This is a genomic window from Catenibacterium sp. co_0103 (genome assembly GCF_004168205.1).
GTDB classification, from domain to species: domain Bacteria; phylum Bacillota_I; class Bacilli_A; order Erysipelotrichales; family Coprobacillaceae; genus Catenibacterium; species Catenibacterium mitsuoka_A.
In genome coordinates this window covers 1-22,009 of record NZ_RCYB01000004.1, presented here as the reverse complement: position 1 = coordinate 22,009, position 22,009 = coordinate 1, and the positions used below count along the sequence as shown (strand labels likewise).

The window sequence follows — 22,009 nt, the reverse complement described above, 5'->3', positions numbered from 1 at the left end:
TCATGGGTAAGAAAACTGGATTTTTAGATTATGCACGTGAGACATCTTATGAGGTTCCTCCTACCGAACGTATTAAGAACTTCGATGAATTCCATATCCCTTTATCTACTAAAGAACAGCAGAAACAGGGTGCAAGATGTATGGACTGTGGTATTCCGTTTTGTCAGTACGGCCAGAAGATTAAAGGTATGTTTTCTGGCTGTCCTTTAAATAATTTAATTCCTGAATGGAATGATTTAGTATTTAAAGGTAAGTATGAACAGGCTCATAAACGTTTAAAGAAGACTAATAACTTCCCAGAATTCACTTCTAGAGTATGTCCTGCATTATGTGAAAAAGCTTGTACATGTTCTTTAGATGGTGAAGCTGTATCAGTAAAAGAGAATGAACATGCGATTATTGAATATGCTTATGAACATCTATTAGAAGAACCAAAACCACCAATAAAGCGTGTAGGTAAAAAGATTGCGGTTATTGGTTCAGGTCCTGCTGGTTTAGCTGCTGCAGATACACTTAATCAACGTGGTTATAATTGTGATGTATATGAAAGAGAAGATCGTCTAGGTGGACTATTAATGTATGGTATTCCTAATATGAAGATTGAGAAGAATATCATTGATCGTCGTATTTATAAGATGACTGCGGAAGGTGTAAAGTTCTTTACGAATAAAGACATTACAACTAAGAAACAGGCAAAAGAATTATTAAATAAATACGATGCAGTTATTCTTGCAGTAGGTGCTAAGGAACCTAGAGATATTAATGTACCTGGTAGAGAAGGTAATAATATTCTATTCGCTGTAGACTATTTAACTCAGGTGACTAAGTCATTATTAAATAGTGAATTCAAGGATGGACAGTATCCTAATGCGAAAGGTAAGAATGTATTGGTCATCGGTGGTGGTGATACAGGAAACGACTGTGTTGGTACAGCAATTAGACATGGTGCAAAGTCTGTATTACAGCTAGAAATGATGTCTGAACCACCACTTGTTAGAGCGGATTCTAACCCATGGCCAGAATGGCCTTTAGTCAAGAAGACTGATTATGGACAGGAAGAAAACATTGCGGTATTTGGTGAAGATCCTCGTGTTTATAATAGTACAGTAAAAGAATTTATTCTTGATAGTAAGGGTAATGTAAAACAGGCTGTGATTGTAAAGTTACAGACTGTAGTGAAAGATGGTTGTCGTTCATTTGAACAGGTACCTGGTAGTGAAAAGACAGTACCTTGTGATCTAGTGCTTATTGCAGCAGGATTTATCGGGGCACAAAAACCAGTTATTAATGCATTTGGTGTAGAATTAGATGCAAGAAATACTGTAAAATGTGATGAAAATGATCATCATACTAATATTAGTAAGTTATATAGTGCAGGTGATGTCCGTAGAGGTCAGTCTTTAGTCGTATGGGCTATTAGAGAAGGCCGTGACGTTGCTAAGCAGGTAGACTTTGATTTAATGGGATATACAGGGTTATAAAATATCGAGGTTGCAACAGTAATTGTTGCAACCTCTTTTTGTATGTTAGAATAAATACAGGAGGTACATTTTATGGATCAACTCAATTTCATATTTACTAAAAATAGTTTTCATATTGATGAAGCGAAAGATTCAGCATGGGCTGAATTGTTTAAAGAGAATAAGTATGCAGCTCTTTATGAGTTAGGTTTCAAAAATAATTTGAAAGGACTGACTCCAAGTGCTTTTTATTTATATCAACTATCACAGAAGTTTATTGAAGTATTAAGCCGTAGTCCTGAATTAGAAGTTGCAAGAGAAGAGACAATCATAGAATTATCTGATGATGATTTAGATTATCTTATGTCTATGATTCCATTTGCGATTGGTACAGAATATATCAATGAGAGATGGATAAAAAATAATATTAAACATTTAAATGAACAATTTAAAAAGGATATGACATCCTATAAAGGTACAGCACAAATGTATCTTCAAGAAAAGTCTCAGGATTTAAAGGCTGCAAAAAGAATTTATTTTCATTTAGTAGAGAATGAGGAAGATACTGAGTTTCCTTTCGCATTTCTTGCCACATATGCAACAAAAGATGTAGAAAATAGAATAGTACATATGCCTTTAAAACATGCACTTATTGAATACAAGAATGATCAGAAACAATTATTAGATCTATTATCATGTCTCAATGATGTTGCACAGAAAATAGGTTTAATTGCGAAATTCATGGAAACAGGTGATTTGTTTCATCCTATCCGATTAACAAGTCAAGAAGCTTATACTTTACTTAAAAGTGTTCCGGATATTGAAGCATCTGGTATTAAGTGTAGAGTACCAAACTGGTGGAAGAAGAAGTATTCTTCAGTTAAGATCAATGTGAATATCGGGGAAAAGAAGCCTTCTCTATTAGGTTTTGAATCTATTTTATCAGCACAGCCTTCACTCATAGTAAATGGACATGCATTGTCTAAAAAAGAAATCAGCGAATTATTAAAGATGGAAGAAGGTCTTGGCTGGTTAAAGGGTCAGTGGGTAGAAATCAATCATAATAAACTCCAACAGCTTCTTGAACAGATGGAAAAATATGATGGTACAATCACTTTAAAAGAAGCTCTCACAAAGACATATATATCTGATGAAGATAATGTAGATGTGGATTTAGGTGTACAGATATCTAATGGTAAGTGGTTAAGAGAGACTTTAGGACAGTTAAAGAACCCATCAAAGATTAGAAATAAGGCTAAGCCTAAGTATTTAAAGGCCACACTTCGTCCTTATCAGAAGAATGGTTATAATTGGCTGAATCAAATGAATGATTTGGGTTTTGGTGCCTGTCTTGCAGATGATATGGGATTAGGTAAGACAATACAGGTTATTTCTTTCTTAGAGAAGATGTATGAGAATAATAAAGAGAGCCATGTGTTATTGATTGTGCCTGCATCCTTGCTTGGTAACTGGTCAAAGGAAATAGATAAATTTGCGCCTCGTATGACATATCATATACTTCATGGTAAAACGAATATTTTAGATGAAGATTGTTTTGCGACTATTACAACATATGGAATGGCTCTTCGCAATGAATATCTACAGGAACGTGTATGGGATTGTTTGATTTTAGATGAAGCACAGGCTATAAAGAATCCCGCTACAAAACAGACAAAGGCTATTAAGAAGATTCCTAGCAAAATGCGTATTGCGATGACAGGGACTCCAATTGAAAATGATTTATCTAATTTATGGTCTTTATTTGATTTCTTAAATAAAGGATTATTAGGAAGTGCTACAGATTTTAAGAACTATACAAAGAAAGTACAAGCCCATCCTGAATATATAACTAAATTAAAGATGATGGTTTCCCCTTTTATTTTGAGGCGTTTAAAAACAGATAAATCTATTATTTCTGATTTACCTGACAAGATGGAAATTACTGAACATGTAGATCTCTCTAAGAGACAGATTGTCTTATATCGTAAGGAAGTAGAAAAGGCAGAAGATTTAATACTAGAATCAGAAGGAATGGAACGTAGAGGTGTTGTATTAGGTTTACTTACAAGACTTAAACAGATTTGTAATCATCCTGATCAATTTATTCATGATACCAACTTCAATCCAAAAGATAGTGGTAAGTATGCGATGTTGAAGAAGTTATGTGAAACAATCTATGAGAAGAGAGAAAGAGTATTGGTATTTACGCAATATAAGGAAATGTGTGAACCATTATCAGATTATCTAGAATCTATATTCCATAAGAAGGGATATATTATTCATGGTGGTATTCCTGCCAAGAAACGTACAGAGATTGTAGAAAAATTCAATAATGAAGATGAGTATGTCCCTTATATTGTGTTATCACTTAAAGCGGCTGGTACAGGACTTAATCTTACTGCCGCAAATCATGTGATTCATTTTGACCGCTGGTGGAATCCAGCTGTAGAAAATCAGGCAAGTGATAGAGCATATCGTATTGGACAGACAAAAGAAGTCTTTGTGCATAAGCTTGTTTCAAATGGGACAATTGAGGAAAAGATTAATCAGATCATTGAATCAAAACAGGAACTTGCTGAATCTATACTTGCGACCGGACAGGAAAAATGGATTACTGAAATGGATACAAAAGAATTATTGGATTTATTCAGATTGGATGTGTAGCGTATGGGAAGATATTGGAAAACAAGTATGCAATATTCACAGATCAGTGTGGGAGAACTACAGAGAAAAGCCCAACAAAGTGTGAATAATGCGAAAAGTAAAGGGAAAGAAATGCACCCAATAGTGATTGAAGGTAGACAAATCGCAAAGAGCTGGTGGGGTATTGCCTGGTGTCAGAATATCGAACAATATGCCGATTATTCCAGCCGTCTCGCACGTGGAAAAAGATATGTGAAAACAGGTGCTGTTATTGATTTACAGATTGTGAAAGGTAAAGTAAAAGCACGTGTACAAGGTACACGAAGAACACCTTATAAGGTAGAAATTAATATCAGCCCGCTTAAAGAAGATGTATGTGAAGAGATTATAGATCAATGCAGTTCACAGATTCAGAATCTCCAGCAGCTTCTCAATGGAGAGTTTCCCGAAGACTTAAAAGATCTATTCTTATCAAAGCATGGTTTGTTTCCTTCTCAAAGAGAAATTAGTTTTAATTGCAGCTGTCCTGACTGGGCTATTATGTGTAAACATGTCGCTGCAGTACTTTATGGTATAGGTGCTAAATTAGATGAGAATCCGTTCTTGTTTTTTGAACTCAGAGGTATTGATGTCAATAAACTTGTAGATGTGACAATTAAAGACCATGTAGACTCTTTATTAAAACATGCAGATATGCCTGTGACAGATAGAGTTATGGATGATTCATGTATTGAAACATTGTTTGGATTAAAGTAAACACTCAAAAAGGTTATTCGGATGACGAATAACCTTTTAATATTTCCTGAAGAATTGACATTCCTCATCATTACATTGTGTTGCTTCCTTGAGTTTTATATTACAATGGAAGACATGATTGAGAGGTTTGTCCCCTACATAATATTTATATATATGAGGGACATTATGATGAGTCAGTACTTGACTCATTGTGAGCGCATCTTCTACTAAGAAGTCCCCTTCTGCTGTCATCACAAAGCATGGAGGGAAGTCTGAAGTAATATATTGTTTTGGATTGATTGCTTTAAATTCTTCTTCTGTTCCTCCATTTGGTAGATATTCTTTCATAAGTTCTCCTGTCAATTCTGTTTCAAGCGTGATGTTATAAGCACCACAATTTAATGCGAGCGCATTAAATTGAAAGCCTTCTGGTACTTTAAAGTCATAGGTAGAAGCATATTCCTTATTTGTAAGAATAGATGTATAGAGGACTAGTAAATGCGCTCCTGCAGAATCTCCTACACCATATATATGTTCTGTATCTAAAAAATAATCCTTTGCATGATTCATGATCCAATGAACAACTTGATTCATATCTTCAAGAGGTGCAGGATGTTTGAATTCTGGTGCGAGACGATAAGTAAAGTTAATAACCGCAAAACCTCTTTCTGCAAGGCTCATGCAATAATATTGATATCTTTCCTTATCTCCATATACCCAGCCTCCACCATGGAAACTAATAATAATAGGAAGTTTTTCTTTTTCTTCTTTAGGAATATAGAGATCCATTGTATTCCATTCTGGATCATCACCATAAAGAATATTATCAAATCGTTGAACTGTATCAGGCGTAGTCAAATCTTCATCTCTGATATCATCCCCTTCTTTGAACTGTTTTCTAATTGTATCAGTAAGTATAGACATACCTTAACCCCCTCTTTTCCCCATTCTAACATTTTTCTTACAAGTTAGTCTTCTAAAAATGGTAGAATTATAGAAGGAGGTGATTGTATGCATGAAGGTTTAATTTCTATTGGGAAGATGGCTAAAATTAATCATGTGAGTATTAATACGCTCCGTTTATATGATAAATGGGGATTATTGACACCTATCTATATTGATGAAGATACAGGCTATCGTTATTATGATATGAAGCAGAATGCAAGACTTGATCTAATAGGGTATATGAAAGAGTTAGGAATGAACTTGAAGGAAATCAAGGAATTGTTGGATAAAGAAGATCCTACTCTTATAGAAGCAATACTGATTAAGAAACAGCGTTCTATAGAGAAAGAGATGGATGATATTTTACGCAAAAGAGATGCAATCAAACGTACAATCTATTCTCTTGAAAGATACCGTAAATCCCCTACACCTGGCACTTTGACAACTGAGTATATTGATGAACGTCACATCTATGCCAAACGAGTGAATAAGAACTTCTATGATTATGATCAGGATGGGTATGAGGTAATACTTAAAGAATTCAAAGATCAATTATTAGAAGAACATCTTCCCCAAGTCTATTATTGTAATGTGGGAACTTTTCTTAAAAGAAAGAGATTCCTGAAACAAGAGTTTATTACTCATGATATATTTATTTTTGTAGATGAACACTTTCCAAAAAAGGAATCTGTACAGACATTAGAAAGTGGTATGTATGCTTGTATCTATATGGATGATTTTAATAATGAGAAAGAGTATGCAGGAAGATTACTAAAGTATTGTATGGAAAATAATTATGAAGTGATTGGTGATTATATATGTGAAGTATTAATAGAACTCACATTCTTTAAAGATAATGAACGTTCTATGTATCTAAGATTACAAGTCCCAATTGCCTATAAAAAGGTTGACCCTCATCATTGATGAGGGTTTATCCTTTAGTTAGGAGGTATTTCATATGGAAAAGATTAAAGTTGTACAGTATGGTTGTGGTAAGATGAGTAAATACATCTTACGTTATTTGTATGAGAAAGGTGCGCAGATTGTCGGAGCCATTGATAATAATCCTGCAATTGTGGGCATGGATGTAGGTGATTATGCAGAACTAGGTATTAAGACTGGTGTAAAGATCAGTAGTGATGCCGATGAAGTATTGGATAATTGTGATGCTGATGTTGCAGTTGTGACATTATTCTCACTTGTGAGTGATTGTTTTGATCATTTTGAAAAATGCTTAAGTAGAGGTATTAATGTCATCACTACATGTGAAGAAGCAACAGATGCATGGACAACTGATCCAGTAAGAATGAATAAGTTAGATGTTCTTGCGAAAGAAACAGGATGTACATTTGTAGGTAGTGGTATGGAAGATACATTCTGGGTGAACATGGTTGGTTTAGTAGCTGGTTCTTGTCATACTATTACTAAGATTGAAGGGGCAGTTAGCTATAATGTAGAAGAATATGGTTTAGCCCTTGCGAAAGCACATGGTGTAGGTTTAACACCTGAAGAGTTTGAAGCAACAATTGCCCATCCTGAAGAAATTGAACCATCTTATGTATGGAACTCAAATGAAGCTCTCGCATCTCGTATGGGATGGACTATTAAGTCACAGACACAAAAATGTGTGCCTTATTTCCATGATACTGATTTGTATTCTGAAACAATGGGTGAAACAATTCCAAAAGGAAATTGTATTGGTATGGCTGCAGTCGTTACTACAGAAACATTCCAGGGGCCTATTATTGAAACACAGTGCATTGGTAAGGTCTATGGTCCTGATGATGGTGATATGTGTGATTGGAAGATTACTGGCGAACCAGATACTGAATTCCATGTAGTTAAACCAGCTACAGTAGAACATACATGTGCTACTATAGTAAATAGAATTCCTAGTTTACTTAGAGCACCAGCTGGTGTTGTCACTGTTGATCAGTTAGATACATTAGAATACTTAACATATCCTATGGATTATCACTTATAATCATCACCAAACCCTCCCTTAAGTGGAGGGTTTTTACATGTGTAATTCCAAACAAATCGTTTAAAATGTCAGATGAAATTTTCTTCTAATTATCTTATGATTAAAGTAGAGAAATTGGAGGGTAACATATGGATTTTAATAATTTTTATAATGGGCAGGAATTTGAGACTTATAAGTATCTAGGTGCTTTTGTTCATATGAATGGCGTAACTTTTAGAACATATGCGCCAGCAGCATCTCATGTGGCAGTTATTGGCGAATTTAATGACTGGCAGGAAACACCTATGAACCGTTGTGGAAATTGGCAGTTCTTTGAAGCGACTATATCAAATGCGAAAGCGGGACAGATGTATAAGTATCGTATTTATAATAATGGGTCTTTTGTAGATCACTGTGATCCTTATATGTATACAAGTGAAGTACGTCCTAATAATGCATCTATTATTTTTGATATGAATCAGTATACATTCCATGATGATGCTTGGATGAATCAAAGATTTAGTGAAGATATGCCTATTAATGTGTATGAAATGCATTTTGGTTCTTGGAAGAAACCAGGTGAAAAAGCAGATGACTGGTATACATATCGTGAAATGGCTGATTTAATTATTCCTTATTTAAAAGAGAATCATTATAACTTCTTAGAAATCATGCCTTTAAATGAATATCCTAATGATTTAAGCTGGGGTTATCAGCCTACTGGTTATTTTGCGCCTACATCTCGTTATGGTACGCCTGATGATTTAAGATATTTTGTAGAGAAGTGTCATGAAAATAATATTGCGGTTATTCTTGATTTTGTACCTGTTCATTTTGCGATTGATGGATTTGGTTTGAATAACTATGATGGTACACCTCTTTATAATTATCCTAATGATGCAGTAGGTAAGAGTGAATGGGGTACATGTAATTTCCAGCATTCTCGTGGTGATGTATGTTCATTCTTGAATTCTTCTGCTTATTACTGGTTAAAGGAATATCATATTGATGGCTTAAGACTAGATGCAGTTGGTAATCTTATTTACTGGCAGGGTAATAGTGGTCGTGGAGAGAATAGAGAAGCGATTCGCTTTGTTCAGAACTTTAATAAAGGACTTAAACAGAGAGTGCCTCATACTCTTCTTTTCGCCGAAGATTCATCTTCTTATCAAGGTGTAACACGTCCTGTTGACCAAGGTGGTTTAGGTTTTGATTATAAATGGGATTTAGGTTGGATGAATGATACATTAGATTACTTTATGAAGACTCCAGAAGAAAGACCTTCTTTCTATCATAAGCTTACATTCTCTATGATGTATTTCTATAATGAACATTTTATTCTTCCATTCTCACATGATGAAGTGGTACATGGTAAGAAGACTATTATTGATAAGATGTATGGTGAGTATGAAGAGAAGTTTGCACAGGTCAAAGCACTTTATATGTATATGTTTGCGCATCCTGGTAAGAAACTTAACTTCATGGGTAATGAGATTGCGATGTTTAGAGAATGGGATGAAACAAAGGAACCAGACTGGTTCTTATTGAAGTATCCTATACATGATTCTTTCCTTCATTTCATGAGAGAATTAAATAACATCTATTTGACACATCCTTCTTTATCACAGTATGACTTTAGTGAAAAAGGATTTAAATGGGTAGATTGTCATCAGGAACAGGATTGTATTTATGTCTTTAAACGTATGAGTGATCAAGAAACAATAGTCGCTTTCTTTAACTTCCATAATGTAGATAAGACATATACTTATAAAGTAGATCAACCTGAAACATTGAATCTTCTATTAAATTCAGATAATGAATTATATAGTGGTAAATCACATAATCTAGATAAAGAAATTCATATAAAAAATGAAATAGAAATGACATTACCTGCCTATAGTGCACAATTCTATATTGTAAAGTAAAAGCGTATCACCTATTTGGTGATACGTCTTTTCACTTAAATATCTTTCTATAATAACCTCTCTTTTTAAAGTATGTCACTGTATTCTCAAAATCCTTATTAATATAGAAAGTAAGTACATAATCTGCATCATTAATGACTTCAATACTATATTTATAGTTATTAATTGCGTCTGAAATAGTATCCATCGAAAGAGTTTCATAGTCCTTTCTTAAAGCATATTTCAAACCTCTAACGTCATCTTCTTTTAAATAGACTGTATCGTCCATTGTATCATCTGTATAGTTCATAACAGATACTTCTACCCAATGCATATTTCTAAAGATCTGGTTCATATAAGAGACATTTGTATAAAGAGACTTCATATCATCCTTCACATATTTATCGAAGCAGTCCTGTGATATGTTGTAGGAACGTGTGAGTGTTTTACCATCTACGAGATGATAAGTAATGCTGAAATAATGAGAAGAATCATTAGAATTATGTGGTGCTTTTAAGATATCTTTATGTATATCATGAATAATATCAATAGAATCAGAATCATTCAATCTAACATCCTGATTACCTGAATAATCAGAACTGAATGTCACATAAGATACAGTACCTGTTTTTGGAATCTTATTTTCTTCATCTGTGATATCAAATACAAAGAAGACGCACATGAGTGAGAAGACCACAAGATAGATGATAAACTTCTTAAAGTTCTTCTTATTAAAGACATAAAGTGTCATATCTGCAATCATTCTTGAAATATAGTAACCTATAAATGAATCAATGATACCTATAATCACAAAAGTGATACGCATTGTATGAATAGATGTTTCATTGGATATAAATAAGAATGTCACAAATGAAGAGAGTACAAGAGTCCCTATAATGACAACTATATCTTTTAAACGGTCAAAAACCACAGAAGAACCGATGTATTCTAATTTAACACGTTTATAAATGAAGTAGGCAATAAAGACCAAACTGATGCCTATCGCAATATAAATAATCAAATAAGCAAGAGTACGCAATGTGAGCCATTTTTCTAGATTTAATACATAATTGAAGGCAGTAGAATAGTTCTCAAAAGCGACAGAAGGCTCTTCTACACCATAAGTAAAGGCTGATTTAAGAATAGTAAAAAACTGTGAACTAAGCCAAGGTAAACTATTAAAAAATACTCCTAATATACAATGCGTATAGAGATTACCCGTGATAATACCACAGAATTGTGTAATGCCATATGCAAAGAATATGATTGCACTTTGAATCAAAAACCAGCTCAGACAACGGTTGATTGAAAGTTCTCTATAATATAAAGGAATTGTTTTACCATAGAATATAAGTATCCCTGTTGTAAGAATAAGAGGTATAAACATTAAAATCATTCCCGCAATAAAAGATGTCCAATAGAGTTCTGATCTTTTAATAGGCATAGAATGAATAATTGTAGAGGCTGTACGGTTATGATAGAAATAGAGTAAAGCCACACTTGTAAGTATCGCAATAGCAGAGATAATAAGATTACCTATAAAATAAGATCCCTTGAGATATGCTGCATAGTATTGATACCCCTCTGAACTTGCACCCTGGTAGATAGGATAAAGATATAATAAAACATAGGATACCATCATCCCTAAACCAATGATCCAGAAACGTTTCATAAGGTTTTTAAAGAAGGTTTTATTAAAATATGAGTTTTTGGATATCATCATCTTCTCCTCCTACTTCATATATAAAGAGTTCTTCCAGACTTAAAGGAAGTATATCAAAGATAAGAGGAGATTGATCTCCTATAACCTTTCTAATATTAGAAAGAGAGTCTTCAATAATCAATATTTTTACTGAACCTCTTTCCTCCTGATACGCAATATTTAAATCATCTAAATGAACTTCTTTATCTCCAAATGAAACCTGTATTTTATGAATATGCGTTTGAATATATTCTAAATCAAATTCCTTCATAATCTTACCTTTATACAATATACCTACATGATCCACTATCCCTTCTAATTCTTTTAAGTTGTGAGAAGAAATAAGAACTGTTAGATCCCTTTGGGCAACATCATCAATAATATATTTCCAGACTAATTTTCTTGCGATTGGATCTAATCCATCTATAGGTTCATCTAAAATAAGATATTTAGGCATTGTAGACATAATTAAACAAAATGATGCTTGTTTTCTCATTCCTTTAGAGAATATCTGTATCTTCTTTGTAGGATTTAATTTAAATGTTTTGTAGAGTTCTTCAAATCTTTCTTGATTCCATGATGGATAGAGGTCTTTATAGACTTTCGCATTTCTTTCTAAGCTTGTTTCTATGAAATACATCTCATCAGATATATAGCCTATCTTTCTTTTTATTTCTATATTTTCATAAACAGGCTGTGATTCTATAAAGATCTTTCCAGCATTCTGTTTTAAAACACCCACCAGATGTCTAATGAGTGTTGTTTTACCTGCTCCATTAGGACCCATCAAACCATAGATAGACCCTTCTTCTACCTGCATATTGAGATGATCAAGGACAACCTCTCCATCAATCACTTTATATAAATCTTTTACTTTAATCATGAGGGTTCCCTTTCATATATTCTAAAATCTTATTATGTATTTCATCTTGAGTCATACCCATGTGGATTAATTCTTTATAACCTTCTACAATCACCTGAATCATATCATCGACTTTCTGTTCATCTATCTTTACATGTTTTCTTGATGATACAAAAGTACCTTTATTCGCAATTGTATAGATATAGCCTTCCTGGTCCAATGTCTGAAATGCTTTTTGAACTATATGAGGATTAATAGTTAATAGTTGAGAGAGTTCTCTTACTGTTGGTAATTGGGTATTTTCTTTTAATACACCTGTCATAATCTGTTCTTTAATATTATCTACAATCTGTTCATAGAGAGATTTATGACTTTGATAGTTTAACTGAAACATCACTTGACCTCCTTATGAAATGTAGAGATGATACCAAGAGTATAGGGATCTTCTAAACTAGGGACAGCCTTTAACCACTTCTTCTTAAGAAAGTCATTTATAACCTTCATCACATCTTCTAAATCACTTTCTTCTCCCTCACATCTCAAATTAAGACCACAACTTGCACATCCACCAATAGAATGAACAGAATAATCATACCCTTCTTTCTTCAATAAATGATTCAAATCTATAATCATATTAAAATCTACTCTACCTATCATAGTATCACCTAATTCTCTACATGATATACATAACTTACATAAGGCTTCTTACCTTCCTGCATATCTCTATAGAGTTCTTTTTTCTGTTCAATATAGTCTAAAGATTCTTGTATTTCTGATAGTCTTCTTTCTAGATCTTCTTTTGTTTCATTAAGCATATCTACACGTTCAGGAATAGAAGCAGGCCCCTGCATACAATAATCAAGATACATGCGCATATCCTTTAAACTCATACCACATTTCTTTAAACATTGTAAGCCTTTGATCCATTCAATATTATTCTCATCAAAGACACGATAGTTATTCTTATCTCTCTTTACGTTAGGGATTAACCCTTCTTTACAATAATATTTTAACGTTTCATAGCTCCATCCAACAATCTGACAAACTTCTTTCATTGTATACATAAAAAATACTCCTTTTTTCTTGCACGGTAGTAACTCCCATGTTTTATAATTTTATTGTACAAATATAAAGGAGGAATTACAATGAAAACACTTTATTTAATGCGTCATGGACAGACTTTATTTAATTTACAGCATAAGATTCAGGGATGGTGTGATGCACCTCTTACAGAAATTGGAATTAAGCAGGCAGAAGTGGCTGCAAAATGGTTTGATGACAATCATATTCAGATTGATGATGCTTATTGCAGCACAAGTGAAAGAGCAAGTGATACACTTGAAATAGTGACACATCACAATATGCCTTATACACGTTTAAAGGGATTAAAAGAAATGAACTTTGGTGTCTTTGAAGGAAAAGATGAATGTCTTAATCCACCATTTCCTTATTTAGATTACTTTAAAACTTATGGTGGAGAATCACAGGATGAAGTACAGAAAAGAGTTGTAAAGACAATTACAGAAATCATGGAAAATACAAAAGGTGATAATGTCCTTGTTGTATCTCATGGAGCTGCTTGTGCCAACTTTATTAAAAACTTTGAAGAATATAATGTAGCTCACTATAAGAAGGGTATTAAGAACTGTGCTATCTTTATATGTACGTATGAAGATGGAATCTTCTCTTGTAAAGAAATCATTAATCATGATTTTAGTAGTTTCATGTAAGAGTTCCTTTTTGGAACTTTTTTTAGTATGATAAATAAGACAGGAGGATGAATTATGATAAAAGCAATTTTCTTTGATATAGATGGAACATTACTTTCACATACTACGTATAGTGTTCCAGAATCTACTAAAGAAGCATTAAGACTATTAAAAGAAAAAGGTATACTTACATTTGTTGCGACAGGTAGACATTTAAGTGAGATGAGGGATCTTCCTATACAGGATTTAGAGTTTGATGCCTGTGTCACTTTAAATGGACAGTATTGTTTCAATAAAGAAGGAATGATTTATGGACTTCCTATTGAACAAACAGACATCAACAACATCATCAATTATGTAGATACAAACCATATGCCTTGCATATTTGTAGAAGATGAACTCATGTATATCAACTTTAATAACGAAGTAGTAGAAAAAGTACAGAAAGCTATTTCTACACCACTACCAGAATTAGGAGATATTCATAGAGGTTATACACATTCTATTTATCAGGTCATTCCTTATGATACAAATGATGAAAGATTAAAAGAAATTAAGGAACTTATGCCTCATTGTAAAGAAACACAATGGAACCCTCAGGCAGTGGATATCATTCCTGCGACGGGTGGTAAACAGAATGGTATTCATGAAGTATTAAAGTATTATTCTATTGATCAAAGTGAAACAATGTCTTTTGGTGATGGCAAGAATGATATTGATATGTTTGAATATACAAAGATTTCTGTTGCCATGGGTAATGCAGAAGATGATGTTAAGAAAGCTGCAGACTATGTCACAGATGATATCGATGAAGATGGTTTATATAATGCATTAAAATATTTTGAAATAATTTAAAAGCAGGCACCGCCTGCTTTTTCTAATCCTTAACCAAATCAATTATTTCTTTCGCAACACCATGATTATCATTACTATCAATCACTTTTTCTGCTATCTGTTTCAGTGCATTCACACCATTACTCATAGCTCGTGTATGCTTATAGTCTTTAAAAAGACTCATATCATTATAACCATCACCAAATACATAAACATCATCAGAAGTATGAAGTATTTCTATCACTCTTTTTACCATAAGTGCTTTATTCGCATTCATTGATGTAACTTCAATATTCCACCAGGATGATGAAGTGACATTAATTCCTTCTATTTGATCAAGCCAGTGTTTGATTTGATTAATTTTCTGTTCATCATGCACAAATATAAATATCTTTCTTATTTCTTTATAATCTTGAAGATGTTGCTTAGTGAGTTGTGCTGTTGTATCACAAAATACAGTATCAGTAGAATAATCTCCTTCTTCCGTATTAATTTCAAAATCTATATGACGTTCTAATAAGCCATTCATAATAGTATGTACAATCTTTAAATCGATATTTTCTTTATAAAGAATATCACCCTGACTATTTCGACATTCCGCACCATTCAATAATACATAATAATCTATATCTACTCCCTTCAACAAAGGAGAAGCTGTCTTGTAACTACGTCCTGTCGCAATAATTCTATAAATAGGTGATGTATTCAATACTTCTTTAGTAAAGGAATCTACTTCTCCATAACTATTAAGTAATGTGCCATCTAGATCGCTGACAATTGTTTTCATATTATTCTCCAAAAAAGTCAGTTCAAAGAACTGACTAAAGTGATAACTCCATAATAATATCATCAGGCGTAATTGAACCTGTTTTCACCTGAGCAATATCAGTATAGCTGTTATAGTTAGTAACAATCGTAATAACTGTTTTCTGGCACTGATGTCTTTCTACTCCATCTAAGTCCATTACAGTGAGAAGATCACCCTTTTTGACTTTCTGTCCCATTGTGATTTTTGTATCAAATACTTTTTCATCGGTAATTTTAACTGTATCAATACCTAAATGTAGAAGAATTTCTGCACCTACATTTGTGATGATTCCAATTGCATGTTCTGATTCACTGATAAAGCTGATTGTACCATCTGCAGGAGCATAAATCTTACCATCAGCTGGTTCAATAGCTGCACATGGTCCCATAATACCTTCTGCAAACATAGGATCTTTAATTTCACTCATTTCAATCGCATCTCCTGATGCAATCGCAAATAAAGATTCGCTAGAAACTTCTTTTTCTTCTTTTGGTTCTACAACTTTTTCTGCCTTAGGAACACAGAATAACCATGTAATAGAGAAAGCAACCGCAAATGCGACTAAGTTAACAAGAATATAGAATGGTAACTGTTCATTTAAGTAAAGTAATGTACCTGGAATACCTGTAATACCCATACCTGTTGCTTTAAGATGGAAGATAGAAGCAAGGAATCCACCAACACCTCCACCAATCATTGCAGCGATAAATGTTTTTACTAAACGAAGGTTGACACCAAATACTGCAGGTTCAGTAATACCTAATGCAGCAGATAAAGCAGATGGATAAGCAACCTGTTTCATTTTCTGATCATGGACTTTAATTGCGATAGCTAATACAGCACCTGCCTGTGCAATGTTTCCACAAGTACCAATTGGATTTAAATAGTTCCAGCCATCATTGGCTAACATACTGATTTCTAAGAAGTTTAAGATATGATGAATACCAAAGATACCAAGTAACTGTCCAAAACTCCCGTATAATAAACCACCAATACCTAAAGGTAACTGCAATAATTTTTCAACTACAAATAATACACCTGTTTCAACTGAATGAAGAGCTGGACCAATCGCAAATAATGCAACTGTCATACCAATAAGTAATGTAAGGAATGGAGTAAGAATAAGATCTAATGCATCTGGAATACGTTTTCTTAACCATTTCTCCATATTAGCACCAAGAATACCTGTCACAAAGGCAGGTAATACAGAACCCTGATAACCAGATACCTTTAAGAAATTGAAGAACATCAATGGTTTTGCAGCACCAGAACCAACATCATATGCACTTGGAAGACTAGGACTTACAAGCATTAAACCTAATACAATTCCAATTACAGGACTGCCACCAAAGTTCTTAAATGTTGACCAGCATACAAGTGCAGGAAGGAATGCGAATGCGGTATCCGTTAATACCTGTGTAAATGTAAGTAAGTTTGTAGGAACACTCTTAGTTGTTAAACCAAAAAGATGCAAGATAGCTTCTTGAGTCAATAAGCCTCTTAGACCCATGAATAAACCTGTTGCGACAAGTACAGGAATAATTGGCACAAAGACATCAGAGAATGTTCTAATAGCTCTTTGGAATTTATTTCCATATACTATTTTTTCATCGTTGTTACCTTCTTCTCCAGTGACCTTGATTACTTCATCATAGACACGATTTACTAAACCTGTCCCTAAAATAATCTGATACTGTCCTGAATTGAAGAATGATCCTTTTACCTTATCTAAAGATTCAATTGCTTTTACATTGATTTTATCTTTGTTTTTTACTACTAAACGCAATCTTGTTGCGCAATGTCTTACTGAACTAATGTTTTCTTTTGAACCAGTTAATTCAATAATCTTTAATGCAAGTTCTTTATCGTTCATTTTTCTAACCTTTCATTTTTAATTTGTTAAGCGCTTTACTGATTATATTTATACCTCGTAAAGCGCATTAATTGAATGGAATAACATAATATAAATATGGTTTTTTCTAACCATTTATACTTTTTTTAATATAAATGTGTAAGTTTTAAAATCACCATGTTCTAAAGGTACACATAAGCCCATATGCTGCAGTTCATCTCCACCATAGATTTCTTGTGTATGACATTCTAAATAATCAGAATCTTCATCTAAGTATGTTAACTTAAAGTACTTCTGGGCAGTCAGAGGATTATAAAAACGAGTCATTATGACAACATAAACAGTCTTTCTATCAAGACTGACTACTTCCCAGCCTAAATGATTTTCATCACATTCAAGGGCATGTAATTCACCGTTAAGTGTTTCTTTTCTTACCGTTTTATATTCCTGAATCTGCTTCTTAATATCATCTAATTCATCATCTGTACACTTTGTAAGATCAAGTTCATAACCTAAGTTAAATAATTTTGCGATATCATAACGTGTCTCTAAGGATGTAATACGTCCTGTCTGGTGATTAGGAACAGCACTTATATGTGCACCTATCACTGATTGTGGATAAAGCAGACTAAAACTATCTTGAATCACACTACGATCAAGTGCATCCGTGTTATCACTGGCCCAGTTCTGCTGCATATAACATAAGATACCTGGATCAAAACGTGCACCTCCACTTGAACATCCTTCAAAAAGAACATCAGGATAACGAGATGTAATCACATCAAGCACATGATAAAGACCAAGCATATATCTATGAGCCACTTCTGTACTATACTGAGAGATGTGAGAACATACATCACTCATCGGTCTATTCATATCCCATTTGATATAATCAATTAATCCTGTAGAAAGATAAGAATCAAGCATGTGAATTAAATAATTCTGGACATCCTCTCTGGATAGATCAAGAAGATATTCATGACGACCTAAAGTAGGTTCATATCCATCTACTGATAATGCATAATCTGGATGATGTATATATAAATCACTGTTTTTACTAATTGCTTCTGGTTCAAACCATAAGCCAAACTTCAAACCATATGATTTAACAAGTTCAGCCGCTTTTTGTATACCACCTGGAAGTTTACTTGTATTACATTTCCAGTCTCCCATAGAATTATGACTATTATTTTCTTTTCTAAACCAGCCATCATCTAACACAAGTAATTCAATACCTAGTTCACTCGCACGTTTGGCTTGTTCTTCAATCTTTTCTAAAGACACATCATAATACATTGCTTCCCAGGTATTTAATAATACAGGAGGTAATTCCTGTGATTGTGGTAATAAGTGATGACGATAGAGCTCATGGAAATTCATTCTCATCCCTTCTAAACCTGTACTACTATAATTCACGACAACTTCAGGTGTATAGAATTCTTCTCCTTTATGTAAGTGCCAATTATTCATAGAAGGATGTAAACCCATCTGCATACGAACTTTTCCAAATGAATCCTTTTGTATCTTGCAACAAAAATTTCCACTATAAATTAAATGCATTGCATATATATCAGAACCTGATAATAATGCCGCAAATGGATGCATTTGTGGACTACTGCTGCCTCTTGTACTTTCTATTTGAAATATACCTGTATTAAGTGCAGATAGCTGAATATTGCCTTCTTTTGCATGTAAGCCATACATTGTCATCACTTGGTAATCCTGTGATGGAAGTTCTAAAGAAACAGATTGTGTATTATAAAGAATAAGATCTTCTTTACAGCTTCTAAAAGAAGCTGAAAATGAAAGAACGCCTAAATCCTCATAAATAGTGATATATTGACTCACTTCTAAGCCGATAGGCTTATCTTCATAGACTACTTCTAGTGTCTCACTTCTACCATGACTTTTAAGTGAAGGTAAACCTGGAAGAGTCTTCTTTTCATCTAGCACATGCACTTCCTTCAACAATAATTCACAATAACGTTGATGGTGTGCTTCTACTTCAATGGCAGGTATGCGATAATCTCCATGACCTAATTGTGGATAGAGAAAAGGAAGATCATCAAAAGATGCATTTTCAATACTGACATCATGTTCAGTATTATAGCTACGTTTGTAGTAAGTCATTGGACTTTTATGATAATGACGAAGTGGTTTACCTATATATCTTTGTAAAATGTACTTTTGATCTAATACTTCTAATATATAACTAATATGTGTATTTCTAAGATGAATTATACTATTATTTATTGTAATCATTTTAAATCTCCAATCTGTATACGTTGATGTTTTGTGATTCTTTACTACTTGCAAGAAGCAAGTCTTCAGCCTGTGGGTCAAGACGTGCAGAATAAACAAACTCTCCGTTATTCGCAAATATTTCTACACTTGATGTATCCAGCCATATTTCCATATGATTGATTTTTATAGGCCATGATTTCTTTTGATATTTCTGTTCTGCCCAATCATAGCGTTCAATACGTATTCCTTCATCAAAGTGAATGCTTAATTCCTTATTGATTGAAAAAGACATATGTTTCAAAGGACTGATTTCTATCATCGCCTGTCTTTGTATTTTCATATGATTCGTATAAGGAATTTCATGGCATAATTCATACATCTCCCTTACAGGTGACTGTATCAGTTTTCCTTTTTTTACAAATAATTCACGAGGCATTGTTAAACAATGAATATGTCCATCCTTAGCGAATTCTACTTCCTGCGCATCACTAAAACGTGACATCCAGGCAAGCATAATACGTCTTCCTTGGTCATCCACAAATGTTTGTGGTGCATAAAAATCATACCCTTCATCCATATGCAGTCCTTTATCTAAATCACTCAATGTATCTATTAAATACACAGCATGCGCATCAAGACATTCATCTGTATCATTATTTCTTGACTGCAGACCATAAATTAATACTTCATGAGCATCAAGTGTAAATAAGTCAGGACATTCTATCATTTCATATTGTTTAGATATTCCAATGATCTTATTAAACTTAAAAGAGGTTCCATCTATTGATGTATATTGAATAATATCTCCTCTTCCAGTCTTCTTATTCTGTCCTCCAATAATCATTTTCCAGACATCCTCCTTAGTCACTTTAGGATCTCTAAAATGACCTGTATAATCATCAGGAAGAGAGAGTACAGAACCATATTTCTTAAAATGTATACCATCCTCAGACTGTGCAAGACATTGTTCAGGATATCTGACACCATTTACTTTCACATTTCCCGTATAATAAAGAGATAGTGTCTCACCATCACTGACTGCACTTCCTGAATACGTCCCATCCTTGTCATAAGATTCAGAAGCTTGTAATGCGATTACTGGCTCACTCCAATGTATAAGGTCTTGAGAGGTTGTTTTTCCCCATACTTTATATGAGTGGTCTGTCGCATTAGAATTCCATTGGAAAAAGACATAATACTTTCCTTTAAAATAGGAAAGCCCATTTGGGTCATTGATTAACCCTTTTTCTGTTTCTATATGATATGCTTGTTTTCTATTTTTCATACATAATCCTCACTTTATTTACATTAAACAACGTCAAGAATATAATAAGAATAGAAATACATAACGAATATATGGAAAAAACTAACTTAGGGGATCATATGAAAGAATATAAAGAACGTATTCACAGCAAAACCTATAAAGCCAATACGGATTTGTCTTTATACAGTGCTGGAATAGAACAATGTAAAAGTGAATATACCTATGGACCTATTGTAAGATCTTATTATGTGATGCATTTTGTCTTCTCTGGAAAAGGACAACTGACTATTAATGAACATTCCGTTGATGTCAAGGCAGGAGATATTTTCCTCATTCCTGCCAATAAGGTGGCTACCTATCAAGCAGATAAAAACCATCCATGGAAATATGGATGGGTTAATTTCTTAGGTATTAATTCGGAACAATATTTTTACTCCCTTACAAAAGATACACATGATCAATATATTATTCATAATGTTGATGTGAATCAATATTATAAACAGATTGAACGTCTATTAGATTTATCCTTTAATACAGATGCTGAATATTTTGAGTCAAATAGTATACTTCTTCATATTTTCGCAATGTTGTATGAAGAGTTAAATATCCATTTCAATAATAATGTGAAGTATTCACTTGCCGAAGAAATTCGTCTTTATTTGGATTTGAATTATCAATATAACCTTAAAATGAGTGAGATTGCGGATAAGTTTGGTATTCATGCAAATTATATGACACGATTATTTCATCAGAAATTTGATATTTCACCTAAACAATATCTGCTTTCAATTAAATTAAAAAAGGCTGCAGGCTTGTTACAGAGTACAAATCTCCCTGTATCTACAATTGCAGCCAGTGTGGGCTTTATTGATGCTCTGGCCTTTTCTAAAAAGTTTAGTAAGACTTATCATTGTTCACCCACACAATATCGTAAACAAACAAATGAAAAGAGGCTGTAACGGGTAAATAACTCATTATAGTTTCATAAAAAGCAAAAGACGGACCGAGGTCCGTCTTTTGTGGTATATTTAGTTTGCAATGATACACCAACAAGATTATACGGCATATCAGACATATGCGCTAC

19 protein-coding genes are annotated in these 22,009 nt (G+C 33.4%); 9 read left to right on the top strand and 10 right to left on the bottom strand.

Features of this window, described 5'->3' with window-relative positions; translation table 11 throughout:
• Positions 1-2 precede the first annotated feature (2 nt).
• The 3 genes from EAI80_RS01355 to EAI80_RS01345 all read left to right on the top strand — a co-directional run bounded on the left by EAI80_RS01355 (position 3) and on the right by EAI80_RS01345 (position 4,859).
• Entirely contained in the window at positions 3-1,481 is a 1,479-nt protein-coding gene (locus EAI80_RS01355; protein WP_129980658.1) for a glutamate synthase subunit beta, read from the top strand.
• Between the two features lie 72 nt (positions 1,482-1,553).
• The gene (locus tag EAI80_RS01350; RefSeq protein ID WP_129980657.1) at positions 1,554-4,124 is read left to right on the top strand and encodes a DEAD/DEAH box helicase; all 2,571 of its coding nucleotides are present in this window, start codon (positions 1,554-1,556) and stop codon (positions 4,122-4,124) included.
• Positions 4,125-4,127: 3 nt separating this feature from the next.
• The gene (locus EAI80_RS01345; RefSeq protein WP_129980656.1) at positions 4,128-4,859 is read left to right on the top strand and encodes an SWIM zinc finger family protein; all 732 of its coding nucleotides are present in this window, start codon (positions 4,128-4,130) and stop codon (positions 4,857-4,859) included.
• 36 nt (positions 4,860-4,895) lie between these two features.
• On the opposite strand, the gene EAI80_RS01340 is transcribed toward EAI80_RS01345, so the two are convergent.
• Positions 4,896-5,762, bottom strand: a complete 867-nt coding sequence (locus tag EAI80_RS01340; protein ID WP_129980655.1) for an alpha/beta hydrolase — start codon at positions 5,760-5,762, stop codon at positions 4,896-4,898.
• Positions 5,763-5,849: 87 nt separating this feature from the next.
• Between EAI80_RS01340 and EAI80_RS01335 the strand changes: the two genes are divergently transcribed.
• From EAI80_RS01335 to glgB, 3 genes are all read left to right on the top strand, one after another.
• Positions 5,850-6,707: a helix-turn-helix domain-containing protein gene (locus tag EAI80_RS01335; RefSeq protein ID WP_129980654.1), complete on the top strand. Its 858-nt coding sequence runs from the start codon at positions 5,850-5,852 to the stop codon at positions 6,705-6,707.
• 34 nt (positions 6,708-6,741) lie between these two features.
• Positions 6,742-7,767 (top strand): dihydrodipicolinate reductase, encoded by a 1,026-nt coding sequence (locus EAI80_RS01330; protein ID WP_129980653.1) that lies wholly within the window; start codon positions 6,742-6,744, stop codon positions 7,765-7,767.
• A gap of 128 nt (positions 7,768-7,895) precedes the next feature.
• Complete coding sequence (glgB, locus tag EAI80_RS01325; RefSeq protein WP_129980652.1) at positions 7,896-9,671, top strand: 1,4-alpha-glucan branching protein GlgB; 1,776 nt, start codon at positions 7,896-7,898, stop codon at positions 9,669-9,671.
• 31 nt (positions 9,672-9,702) lie between these two features.
• On the opposite strand, the gene EAI80_RS01320 is transcribed toward glgB, so the two are convergent.
• From EAI80_RS01320 to EAI80_RS01300, 5 genes are read right to left on the bottom strand one after another with little or no spacing between them, the layout of a single operon-like run.
• Positions 9,703-11,373, bottom strand: a complete 1,671-nt coding sequence (locus EAI80_RS01320; RefSeq protein WP_129980651.1) for a hypothetical protein — start codon at positions 11,371-11,373, stop codon at positions 9,703-9,705.
• Positions 11,345-12,235 carry an ABC transporter ATP-binding protein gene (locus tag EAI80_RS01315; protein ID WP_129980650.1) on the bottom strand — a complete coding sequence of 297 codons (891 nt, stop codon included), beginning with the start codon at positions 12,233-12,235 and terminating at the stop codon, positions 11,345-11,347. The genes EAI80_RS01320 and EAI80_RS01315 overlap by 29 nt, the downstream gene beginning before the upstream one ends.
• On the bottom strand, positions 12,228-12,608 hold the full coding sequence (locus EAI80_RS01310; protein WP_129980649.1) for a GntR family transcriptional regulator: 381 nt from the start codon (positions 12,606-12,608) through the stop codon (positions 12,228-12,230). The genes EAI80_RS01315 and EAI80_RS01310 overlap by 8 nt, the downstream gene beginning before the upstream one ends.
• Positions 12,608-12,871 (bottom strand): hypothetical protein, encoded by a 264-nt coding sequence (locus EAI80_RS01305; protein ID WP_129980648.1) that lies wholly within the window; start codon positions 12,869-12,871, stop codon positions 12,608-12,610. The genes EAI80_RS01310 and EAI80_RS01305 overlap by 1 nt, the downstream gene beginning before the upstream one ends.
• A gap of 8 nt (positions 12,872-12,879) precedes the next feature.
• Positions 12,880-13,278 carry a MerR family transcriptional regulator gene (locus tag EAI80_RS01300; RefSeq protein WP_129980647.1) on the bottom strand — a complete coding sequence of 133 codons (399 nt, stop codon included), beginning with the start codon at positions 13,276-13,278 and terminating at the stop codon, positions 12,880-12,882.
• An 81-nt stretch (positions 13,279-13,359) separates the two neighbouring features.
• On the opposite strand from EAI80_RS01300, the gene EAI80_RS01295 reads away from it, so the two are divergent.
• A complete protein-coding gene (locus tag EAI80_RS01295; RefSeq protein ID WP_129980646.1) occupies positions 13,360-13,944 on the top strand; it encodes a histidine phosphatase family protein in 585 nt (194 codons plus the stop codon).
• Positions 13,945-13,998: 54 nt separating this feature from the next.
• Positions 13,999-14,778 (top strand): Cof-type HAD-IIB family hydrolase, encoded by a 780-nt coding sequence (locus EAI80_RS01290; protein WP_129980645.1) that lies wholly within the window; start codon positions 13,999-14,001, stop codon positions 14,776-14,778.
• Between the two features lie 22 nt (positions 14,779-14,800).
• Here EAI80_RS01290 and EAI80_RS01285 read toward each other — a convergent pair whose 3' ends face one another.
• From EAI80_RS01285 to EAI80_RS01270, 4 genes are all read right to left on the bottom strand, one after another.
• Complete coding sequence (locus EAI80_RS01285; RefSeq protein ID WP_161220257.1) at positions 14,801-15,544, bottom strand: Cof-type HAD-IIB family hydrolase; 744 nt, start codon at positions 15,542-15,544, stop codon at positions 14,801-14,803.
• Between the two features lie 34 nt (positions 15,545-15,578).
• Positions 15,579-17,438: a sucrose-specific PTS transporter subunit IIBC gene (locus EAI80_RS01280; RefSeq protein ID WP_129980643.1), complete on the bottom strand. Its 1,860-nt coding sequence runs from the start codon at positions 17,436-17,438 to the stop codon at positions 15,579-15,581.
• Between the two features lie 114 nt (positions 17,439-17,552).
• Positions 17,553-19,679: an alpha-galactosidase gene (locus EAI80_RS01275; protein WP_129980642.1), complete on the bottom strand. Its 2,127-nt coding sequence runs from the start codon at positions 19,677-19,679 to the stop codon at positions 17,553-17,555.
• 1 nt (position 19,680) lies between these two features.
• The gene (locus EAI80_RS01270) at positions 19,681-20,946 is read right to left on the bottom strand and encodes a glycoside hydrolase family 32 protein (RefSeq protein WP_129980641.1); all 1,266 of its coding nucleotides are present in this window, start codon (positions 20,944-20,946) and stop codon (positions 19,681-19,683) included.
• A 98-nt stretch (positions 20,947-21,044) separates the two neighbouring features.
• On the opposite strand from EAI80_RS01270, the gene EAI80_RS01265 reads away from it, so the two are divergent.
• Positions 21,045-21,884 carry an AraC family transcriptional regulator gene (locus tag EAI80_RS01265; RefSeq protein WP_238634333.1) on the top strand — a complete coding sequence of 280 codons (840 nt, stop codon included), beginning with the start codon at positions 21,045-21,047 and terminating at the stop codon, positions 21,882-21,884.
• Positions 21,885-22,009: the final 125 nt, after the last annotated feature.

Coding starts and splice junctions, on each gene's coding strand:
- EAI80_RS01355 (WP_129980658.1), top strand. CDS start 3: ATGGGTAAGAAAACTGGATTTTTAGATTATGCACGTGAGACATCTTAT.
- EAI80_RS01350 (WP_129980657.1), top strand. CDS start 1,554: ATGGATCAACTCAATTTCATATTTACTAAAAATAGTTTTCATATTGAT.
- EAI80_RS01345 (WP_129980656.1), top strand. CDS start 4,128: ATGGGAAGATATTGGAAAACAAGTATGCAATATTCACAGATCAGTGTG.
- EAI80_RS01340 (WP_129980655.1), bottom strand. CDS start 5,762: ATGTCTATACTTACTGATACAATTAGAAAACAGTTCAAAGAAGGGGAT.
- EAI80_RS01335 (WP_129980654.1), top strand. CDS start 5,850: ATGCATGAAGGTTTAATTTCTATTGGGAAGATGGCTAAAATTAATCAT.
- EAI80_RS01330 (WP_129980653.1), top strand. CDS start 6,742: ATGGAAAAGATTAAAGTTGTACAGTATGGTTGTGGTAAGATGAGTAAA.
- glgB (WP_129980652.1), top strand. CDS start 7,896: ATGGATTTTAATAATTTTTATAATGGGCAGGAATTTGAGACTTATAAG.
- EAI80_RS01320 (WP_129980651.1), bottom strand. CDS start 11,373: ATGATGATATCCAAAAACTCATATTTTAATAAAACCTTCTTTAAAAAC.
- EAI80_RS01315 (WP_129980650.1), bottom strand. CDS start 12,235: ATGATTAAAGTAAAAGATTTATATAAAGTGATTGATGGAGAGGTTGTC.
- EAI80_RS01310 (WP_129980649.1), bottom strand. CDS start 12,608: ATGTTTCAGTTAAACTATCAAAGTCATAAATCTCTCTATGAACAGATT.
- EAI80_RS01305 (WP_129980648.1), bottom strand. CDS start 12,871: ATGATAGGTAGAGTAGATTTTAATATGATTATAGATTTGAATCATTTA.
- EAI80_RS01300 (WP_129980647.1), bottom strand. CDS start 13,278: ATGTATACAATGAAAGAAGTTTGTCAGATTGTTGGATGGAGCTATGAA.
- EAI80_RS01295 (WP_129980646.1), top strand. CDS start 13,360: ATGAAAACACTTTATTTAATGCGTCATGGACAGACTTTATTTAATTTA.
- EAI80_RS01290 (WP_129980645.1), top strand. CDS start 13,999: ATGATAAAAGCAATTTTCTTTGATATAGATGGAACATTACTTTCACAT.
- EAI80_RS01285 (WP_161220257.1), bottom strand. CDS start 15,544: ATGAAAACAATTGTCAGCGATCTAGATGGCACATTACTTAATAGTTAT.
- EAI80_RS01280 (WP_129980643.1), bottom strand. CDS start 17,438: ATGAACGATAAAGAACTTGCATTAAAGATTATTGAATTAACTGGTTCA.
- EAI80_RS01275 (WP_129980642.1), bottom strand. CDS start 19,679: ATGATTACAATAAATAATAGTATAATTCATCTTAGAAATACACATATT.
- EAI80_RS01270 (WP_129980641.1), bottom strand. CDS start 20,946: ATGAAAAATAGAAAACAAGCATATCATATAGAAACAGAAAAAGGGTTA.
- EAI80_RS01265 (WP_238634333.1), top strand. CDS start 21,045: ATGAAAGAATATAAAGAACGTATTCACAGCAAAACCTATAAAGCCAAT.